A 7,974-nucleotide genomic window follows, 5' to 3' on the forward strand; every position below is an offset into this window, starting at 1 on the left:
CGAGAACATACGGTCTCAGTCGCGCTGTCTCAGTCGCGCTGTCTGGCTCGTGACAGCCTTGTTGCCAGGTGCAACCCAGAAGATGTCGCGCCATCAAGTGCTAGGCGGCGATCTGGCCGGGCTTCTGGGACGCTTTGCGGATCTGCAACGCAAGGCTCACGCCCGCACGGGCCAGCTCGCCCGGATTGTGGTGATCCAGGAGGCAGGGTTGGATGGGTTCTGGATTCATCGCGCCCTGGTCGCAGAAGGCATCGAGAGCTACGTCGTGGATCCCGCATCAATCGCCGTCTCACGCCGGCATCGGCGCGCCAAGACCGACCGGATTGACGGCGAGGCTCTGGTCCGTACCTTGCTGGCCTACAAGCGCGGCGAGCCTCGGGTGTGCGCCATGGTCCGTGTGCCAACACCGGACGAAGAGGATCAGCGGCGCCTCTGTCGTGAGCTGAAGACGCTCGTCGGCGAACGGATCCGGCATGTCAACAGATTGAAGGGCCTGTTCTTCTCGCAAGGTATTACCGACTACGACCCGCGGCGTCCGGACCAGCGTGCAAGACTCGACGAGTTGCGCACCGGCGACGGACGTGCCTTGCCGCAGCATCTCAAAGCCCTAACGCTGCGTGAACTCGAGGCCATCGAGCTGCTGGATCGGCAGATCGCGGCCGTGAAGGCCGAACGCGATACTCTTCTGGCAGCAGCGCAAACGGCGGAGGTCCCGTCAAAGGCAGTTCGGATGCTGGTCGGCCTCAAGGGGATCGGCTCAGGGTTCGCTGGGGCGCTGTGGTCGGAAGGCTTGTTCCGGCACTTTGACAACCGGCGACAGGTAGCAGCCTATGCCGGGCTAGCCCCGACGCCCTGGAAGAGTGGCAGGATCGATCACGAGCAGGGAGTGTCGAAAGCCGGCAATCCCCGCCTGCGCGCCATCTTGGTCGAGATGGCCTGGCTCTGGCTGCGGCATCAACCAGGATCGGCGCTGTCGCTGTGGTATCATGATCGCGTGCGCCGCCTGGACGGGCGGCTGAAGAAGGTCACGATTGTCGCGCTGGCGCGACTGATCTTCCGCCGACAGCTTCTGATACCCGTGCACCACGTCGCAGGTGTCGTCGAAATCCAGCACCACGCCATCCGGCAGGGTGGCGTAGCTGGCCATTCATTGATCGATCAGAGCATAGGTCAGATGGATTGCATCGCGGATCGTGGGCGTATTCTCCAGGCGCGAGAGGGTCGGCTGGGACGCCAGAGCCGCCCCGATTTCCGGCAAGTGCCCGCAGGCGAGCTTGAACGCCGGATCAGAGCGCAGCGGGCCGAAGTCGTTGCAGTCCTCATACCCGCACGCGATGGCGAAGATGCGGGCGCGGATCATGTACGCGATGGCGTGCTTCACGCGATCCGGATCGCGCCGGTCGGGGATGACGCGCGCCAGGCGCTCGGCCTGGGCCAGGCGCATGACGCCGCCGTCGGACGACAAGCGCCCGCCGTCGAAAGCGAGGGTGATCTTCTTGCAGGACACGGCTGGAAACAGGAACGTCGCAGTTGTATCGTCCGGTATGGCGGGTGTGGCACAGTGCAATCGGTGGCAGGGATTAGTCTCAGCAACCAAATCCTACGCTGCTTCAAGTGCTTAAGCTACATCCGCCAGCCCTCCCCAGCCGCCTCGTGCATAAGAACGGTTAGCTACTCTCAGCTTCTTCTGCGTTGGAGTGCTGCAAGCACCGCCCTTTCCGACTTGAGGAGATAGGCTTCCAGCTGCGAGGCCGCGGCCGGGATGTCGGCTTCCTCGAGTGCATGCACAAGAGACGCGTTCAGGCCGATATAGGGCTCGTGGAGATGAGCCGTGTCTTCAAGCTCACCGAAGACCAGCCGCAGTTCGGCGAGCACCAGATCGAAGCAGGCGCTGAGCCGGGGGCTGTCGCAGAGCTCCACCATGGCGCGATGGAATTCCATGTTGATCGTGCCAACCTGACGCCAGTCGCCGCGAGAGCCCACCTCGCGCCCCTGCTCGGCCAGCAGTCGCATGCGCGCGAGGGCCGGATGCCCCCTGGTCGCGGCTTGAACAGCGCCCGTCTGGATCACCGAACGCACGCGGTAGATATCGATGACCGCAGCTTCGTCCGGTGCCGCAACAAAGACCCCGCGATTGGGAATGTACTGCAACAGCCTTTGGCTTGTGAGCAGGCGGAAGACCTCTCGGAGTGTATTGCGCGAGATGCCGAACCGGGCGGCAACCTGCTGCTCCAAGAGCTTCTGGCCCGGCGCGAACTCGCCCGCGATCACCAGCTCGCGTATGCGAGCGGCCACTGCCTCGGCGAGGGATTGATCATCCGTCACTATGGTCCTCTCGTCTGCCATCATGTTTGTCTGTTCAACTTGTTTGCTCTATGCTCCTATTGTTGAACAATATATATCATGTTATTCAACAAAACGGACCATCTATTGGACAGGCTATGACATGGCGCCCATTGACCTCAACAGTGATCTCGGGGAAAGTTTCGGCCCCTGGCCGATGGGCGACGACGGGTCGATGCTTGCGATCGTCACCAGCGCCAACATCGCCTGCGGCTTCCATGCCGGTGATCCGGCGGGCATCCTTGCCGTGCTGAAGGAAGCCGCGAAAAGGGGTGTTTCGATTGGCGCGCATGTCGGCTACCGGGATCTCGTCGGCTTCGGCCGGCGCAACATGGAGCCGACCAGCGCGGAGCTGGTGGCTGACACGATCTACCAGATCGGTGCAATTCAGGGGCTGGCGAAGGCTGCCGGGACGACGGTGCGTTACGTCAAGCCGCACGGCGCGCTCTACAACACGATGGCGCACGATGCCCACCAGGCGGCCGATGTCATCGCAGGCATCAAGGCGATCGACCCTTCGCTCGTCCTGATGGCGCTCGCTGGCGCGCCGATCGTCGAACAGGCTCGCGCGGCGGGGCTCACGGTGGTCTGCGAGGCCTTCGCGGATCGTGCCTACAATGTTGACGGCAGCCTTGTCAGCCGTCGACTTCCCGGCGCAGTCATCCATGACCCGGAGGCCATTGCCAGCAGGATGCTGCGTCTCGTCAACGAAGGCCGTATCATCGCGATCGACGGGACAGAGATTGAGCTCGCGGCACAGTCAATCTGCGTGCACGGCGATACACCGGCTGCCGTTGCGATCGCTCGCACGCTGCGGGACAGGCTCATCGATAATGGAGTTGAGCTGAAGAGCTTCGCCCATGGCTGAACGTCTACGCTTTCTGCCCGCTGGCAGCGACGCCTTCCTGGTCGAACTCGATGATCTCGAAACGACGCTCACGCTGCTCGACGCTCTACGTGCCGATCGTCCGGATGGGGTTGTCGAACTCGTGCCGGCAGCCCGCACGCTCCTCCTACGGTTTGACCCGCTTGTCAACGATCGCGCCAAGTTGGTTGAGGTCATCTCCCGCATAGACCTTTCCGTCCGCAGCACGCGGCAGGGAGAAACCTTCGAGATCCCCGTCATCTACGACGGCGAGGATCTTAGGGACGTTGCCGACATCCTCGGCTGGACCGTGGACGAGGTGATCCGCCGCCATACGGAAGCGACCTATACCGTCGCCTTCACCGGATTTGCGCCGGGCTTTGCTTACATGACCTGCGACGATCCCGCCTTCGACGTCCCACGCCGCAAGAGCCCGCGCGTGCGCATCCCGGCCGGCTCGGTAGCCCTTGCAGGCAAATTCGGCGGCATCTATCCCTCCGACAGCCCCGGTGGCTGGCAGCTTCTTGGCCGCACGCCGCTCAAGATGTGGGACACCAGCCGCCCCCGTGCGGCGCTGCTTGCCCCCGGCGACCGCGTTCGCTTCCGCGACAGGGCGAAAGGCGCCTCTGTCCCGGTCTCCGGGAGGCCGGACGAGAAGACGACAGCCACCAGCCCCAGCGCAGGCCTTCTTGTCACTCGTGCCGACCGCCCGGCGCTCTACCAGGATCTCGGCCGTCCCGGCCTCGCCGATCAGGGTGTTGCGGAATCCGGCGCGATTGATCATGCAAGCCTCATCGACGCGAACCTCTGTGTCGGCAATCCACGCGCGGCGGCAGCAATCGAGATCACATTCGGCGGCTTTGCGCTGAAGGCCGACCGACCGGTCACGCTGGCTGTGACGGGAGCGCCCGCACCGCTTGCGATCCGCACTGTGGATGGACGCACCCTTGCCGTCCCCTTTGGCTGGCCCTTCGCGCTCGACGCGGGCGACGAGCTGACGCTCGACTTCCCACCGGAAGGCATGCGCAGCTATCTGGCGCTGCGCGGCGGCTTCGCCGTCCAACCCGTCCTCGGCTCAGCAGCGACTGACACGCTGGCGAAGGTCGGCCCGGCACCCATCACGGCGGGTGACATGCTGGTGCCGGCGAACGCACCCGCCGCTGCTGTCGATCCCTGCCGGCCCGTGCCTAAGACAATGCCGAAGGCCGACGACACCGTGACCCTTGATGTGGTGCTCGGACCCCGCACGGACTGGTTCACGCAAAAGGGTGTCGCCACGCTGCTGGCCCAGGACTGGCAGGTCACGGCGGAATCGAGCCGGGTCGGCATGCGCCTTGCCGGCGCCGAGCCGCTGGAACGACGTGACACGGCGGAACTTCCGTCTGAGGGCACGGTGCTCGGCGCAATCCAAGTACCGCACAGCGGGCAACCAGTGCTCTTCCTGGCCGACCATCCGCTGACTGGCGGCTATCCGGTGATCGCCGTCATCGCGCGCCACCATCTCGATCTGGCCGGCCAGATCCCGATCGGGGCGACCATCCGCTTCAATGCCATCGCTGCCTTCGACCCGCTCGTCAAGGAACTCAAACGATGAAAAAGCTGCTCATCGCCAACCGCGGCGAAATCGCCATCCGCATCGCCCGTGCCGCGCGCGACTACGGCGTCGCCTCAGTCGCGATCTATTCCGATGCCGATGCCGGTTCGCTCCACGCCGAGCTAGCTGATGAGGCCTTTGGCCTCGGCCCGGGCCGACCGGCCGATACCTATCTGAACATCCCAAAAATCCTCGATATTGCCCGCCGCGCTGGAGCCGATGCCGTCCATCCGGGCTATGGCTTCCTGTCGGAGCGTGCGGAGTTCGCGCAGGCGGTCATTGATGCTGGCCTGATCTGGGTCGGGCCGGCGCCGGCGGTGATCACCGCGCTCGGTGATAAGGTCGAGGCCCGGCGGATCGCGGCCCAAGTCGGCGCGCCGCTGGTCAAGGGTTCGGACGGCCCGCTCGCCTCGGCGGCGGACGCGGTCGCCTTCGCCAAGGAGGCGGGCCTGCCGCTCGCCATCAAGGCCGCCTTCGGCGGTGGCGGACGCGGGATGAAGGTGGCGCGCAGGCTGGAGGAGGTGGGCGAACTCTTCGATTCAGCCGTGCGCGAGGCAACAGAGGCCTTCGGCCGCGGTGAGTGCTATGCCGAACAGTTCCTCGACAAGCCGCGCCATATCGAGGCGCAGATCATCGCCGACCGCCACGGCAACACCGTGGTGCTGGGCACGCGTGACTGCTCACTCCAGCGCCGTAACCAGAAGCTCGTCGAGGAGGCTCCCGCTCCCTTTATCTCGGAGGACCAGCGCGCCCGCATCCATGAGGCCGCCCGCGCCATCTGTGCCGAGGCCGGCTACACCGGGGCTGGCACGGTGGAGTTCCTGCTGTCGCGAGATGGTGTCATCTCGTTCCTCGAGGTCAACACCCGCCTCCAGGTCGAGCATCCGGTGACGGAGGAAACGACCGGTGTCGATATCGTGATCGAGCAGTTGCGCATTGCCGACGGCCTGCCGCTCTCGGTGACGGAAACGCCGGCCCCGCGGGGCCATGCCTTTGAGTTCCGCATCAATGCCGAGGATCCCGGTCGCGGCTTCCTGCCGACGCCCGGTCTGATCACGCGCTTTCGCCCCCCGTTCGGTCCCGGCGTGCGGCTCGATGCCGGGGTCGAGACCGGCTCGGAGATCCCTGGTCTTTACGATTCCATGATGGCGAAGCTGATCGTCACCGGCGCGACCCGCGAGGAGGCACTGATCCGCGCCCGCCGGGCACTGGCCGAATTCCAGATCGAGGGTGTGGCCTCGGTGCTGCCGTTCCACCGTGCGGTGCTGGAGGAGCGTGACTTCACCGGCGAGGGCGGCTTTGGCGTCTACACCAACTGGATCGAGACGGCCTTCCGCGGCGTCGCACCGGCGCCGCGCGTCGATCCAGTTGAGGGCGGGTTCCTGCGCAGTTTTATCGAGATCGATGGCAAGCGTCATGCTCTTGGCCTGCCGACCGCACTCTTCTCCGGTCTTTCCGCGCCGCAGTCAGGCGGCGCCGCAAACGCGCCTACCAGTGAGGGCGCGGTGACAGCCTCAATCCCCAGTACCCTCCAGCAATGGCTGGTCGAGGATGGGGCAACCGTCGCCGAGGGAGAGGCCGTGGCGTTGATCGAGGCGATGAAGATGGAAACCCGCATCCTCGCCCCGAAGGCCGGTCGCATCCGCCTCAAGGCCAAACCCGGGAACGCAGTCGGCCCCGGCGCGGAACTGGCGACCATCGAGTGATGCGGGCGGATGAGAGAACCTGCCGGCCAAGACCCCTGAAAAGAAACCATGCCCGCTGACGGCGAAACGAAACGGAGATTGCCCATGAAGCCCACTCCCATCACAGAAGCGCCGGCCGATGCCATGGACCGTAAGGCAATCAAGCCCGTCGTCTGCTATCCGGTCGACACCCTGCCGCGCCCGGATCTTGCTGCCTATCGTGCGCTGCGCGACGATTTGGAACTCACCAAAACCGTAATAGTGCCGCCGCGGGACGCCGCGACGTGGACCGTGCCAGCGGGTCATTTCTTCCGCATTGTCTGCAGCGAGGGGCCGCAGGTGGGTGATCTGAACCTGTTCAACGCCCATGATCCGAGGGAGCGGCTCTACACGGGCAAGACGCGGGCCCTGAACGGCACCCATGTCGGTCTCGGCGATCAGCTCTTCTCCAACTTCCCCTATCTTCGCCCTATCGCTACCATCACTCACGACACCTTAGACTGGTACGGCTTCGACGAGTTCGGCGGTTCGGTACATGACGTAATCGGCACGCGCTGCGATCCATATACGCACAACCTGCTGAGCCATGGCGGGCACTATCATCATTGCTGCCACTCAAACCTGACGCGCGCCTTCGCCAAAACAACCGGTATGCCGGTGCGCGAGGCGGAGACCTATGTGCACGACGTGCTCAACGTCTTCATGTGCACCGGCTTCACCCGCGACACAGGGCAGTACTTCATGAAGGCGAGCCCGGTTCGGCCAAGCGATTATCTCGAATTCTTCGCCGAGGTCGACCTCCTCGGTGCCTTGTCCGCGTGCCCAGGCGGCGACTGCTCGTCGGAACATTCGTCTGATGCGGCGGCCTGTTACCCGCTGGTTGTCGAAATCTACAAGGCCAAGCGCCTGCCGGAAGGCTGGGCGCCGCCGGCCATCAACGGCTATGACGGCACACACGACCTGTAACGACTACTACGGGCAGCGGATGGTCCGCCAGTTTGGCTTCGTACCACACTGTTTTTGCGACGCGAGCATAGGCTCGATTTTTCTTACGATCTACGAGCCCCTTCGTTTAAGAGGAAAACATCGCAATAGACATATCTGTGCCGTTGCAAGGCAAAGTTGCGCTGGTGACCGGCTCGACTAGTGGGTCATCTGCCATCGGACCTGGCATTCTGCTGGTGCCTGTGATCTGGGCTGGGGAGCGGCTGGCGGGTGCAGGCTCCGGAGCCACCGATCCGGTGGAGTGGGTCCTGTGACGAGCGCCGTCGCCGCTGCAGGCGCTTGCCGCTCCAGACAAACGGCGTCGGCTGCGCATTCCAGCTTCGCGCCGTCTGCTCGAACCAGTGTCCAATCTCGTCAGGACTATGCGGATGTTGTCCGGCGAGCGCGCGGTGCTTGAGCACGCGCTGGATTGACTCCGCCATGTTGAGCCAGCTGCCGCCCGCAGGCTTGTACAAGGGCTGACTGTCCTGTCGCCGAAGTCT

The 7,974-nt window shown here is 64.5% G+C and carries 5 protein-coding genes and 3 pseudogenes; 5 read left to right on the forward strand and 3 right to left on the reverse strand.

The features are described from left to right. A pseudogene (locus AA309_RS33750) lies at positions 1-1,048 on the forward strand (IS110 family RNA-guided transposase); the annotation flags it as partial. 12 nt (positions 1,049-1,060) lie between these two features. Here AA309_RS33750 and AA309_RS33755 read toward each other — a convergent pair. Together AA309_RS33755 and AA309_RS28845 are read right to left on the reverse strand one after the other, a co-directional pair. Continuing rightward, positions 1,061-1,546 (reverse strand): annotated as a pseudogene (locus AA309_RS33755) (transposase); the annotation flags it as partial. Between the two features lie 131 nt (positions 1,547-1,677). Next, entirely contained in the window at positions 1,678-2,346 is a 669-nt protein-coding gene (locus AA309_RS28845) for a GntR family transcriptional regulator (RefSeq protein ID WP_047192471.1), read from the reverse strand. A gap of 100 nt (positions 2,347-2,446) precedes the next feature. Between AA309_RS28845 and AA309_RS28850 the strand changes: the two genes are divergently transcribed. The 4 genes from AA309_RS28850 (at position 2,447) to AA309_RS28865 (ending at position 7,453) form a co-directional block, all read left to right on the forward strand. Then, positions 2,447-3,211 carry a LamB/YcsF family protein gene (locus tag AA309_RS28850; RefSeq protein ID WP_047192467.1) on the forward strand — a complete coding sequence of 255 codons (765 nt, stop codon included), beginning with the start codon at positions 2,447-2,449 and terminating at the stop codon, positions 3,209-3,211. Next, positions 3,204-4,802 carry a 5-oxoprolinase subunit B/C family protein gene (locus tag AA309_RS28855; RefSeq protein WP_047192468.1) on the forward strand — a complete coding sequence of 533 codons (1,599 nt, stop codon included), beginning with the start codon at positions 3,204-3,206 and terminating at the stop codon, positions 4,800-4,802. The genes AA309_RS28850 and AA309_RS28855 overlap by 8 nt, the downstream gene beginning before the upstream one ends. Continuing rightward, positions 4,799-6,508, forward strand: a complete 1,710-nt coding sequence (locus AA309_RS28860) for an acetyl/propionyl/methylcrotonyl-CoA carboxylase subunit alpha (protein WP_047192469.1) — start codon at positions 4,799-4,801, stop codon at positions 6,506-6,508. The genes AA309_RS28855 and AA309_RS28860 overlap by 4 nt, the downstream gene beginning before the upstream one ends. An 84-nt stretch (positions 6,509-6,592) precedes the next feature. Next, on the forward strand, positions 6,593-7,453 hold the full coding sequence (locus tag AA309_RS28865) for an urea carboxylase-associated family protein (protein ID WP_047192470.1): 861 nt from the start codon (positions 6,593-6,595) through the stop codon (positions 7,451-7,453). 185 nt (positions 7,454-7,638) lie between these two features. On the opposite strand, the pseudogene AA309_RS34795 reads toward AA309_RS28865, so the two are convergent. Next, a pseudogene (locus AA309_RS34795) lies at positions 7,639-7,974 on the reverse strand (hypothetical protein); the annotation flags it as partial.

It is taken from the genome of Microvirga vignae (genome assembly GCF_001017175.1).
Classification (GTDB): Bacteria; Pseudomonadota; Alphaproteobacteria; order Rhizobiales; family Beijerinckiaceae; genus Microvirga; species Microvirga vignae.

Bases quoted from the DNA above. Each gene is read 5' to 3' on its own strand.
- AA309_RS28845 (WP_047192471.1), bottom strand. From the start codon at position 2,346: ATGGCAGACGAGAGGACCATAGTGACGGATGATCAATCCCTCGCCGAG.
- AA309_RS28850 (WP_047192467.1), top strand. From the start codon at position 2,447: ATGGCGCCCATTGACCTCAACAGTGATCTCGGGGAAAGTTTCGGCCCC.
- AA309_RS28855 (WP_047192468.1), top strand. From the start codon at position 3,204: ATGGCTGAACGTCTACGCTTTCTGCCCGCTGGCAGCGACGCCTTCCTG.
- AA309_RS28860 (WP_047192469.1), top strand. From the start codon at position 4,799: ATGAAAAAGCTGCTCATCGCCAACCGCGGCGAAATCGCCATCCGCATC.
- AA309_RS28865 (WP_047192470.1), top strand. From the start codon at position 6,593: ATGAAGCCCACTCCCATCACAGAAGCGCCGGCCGATGCCATGGACCGT.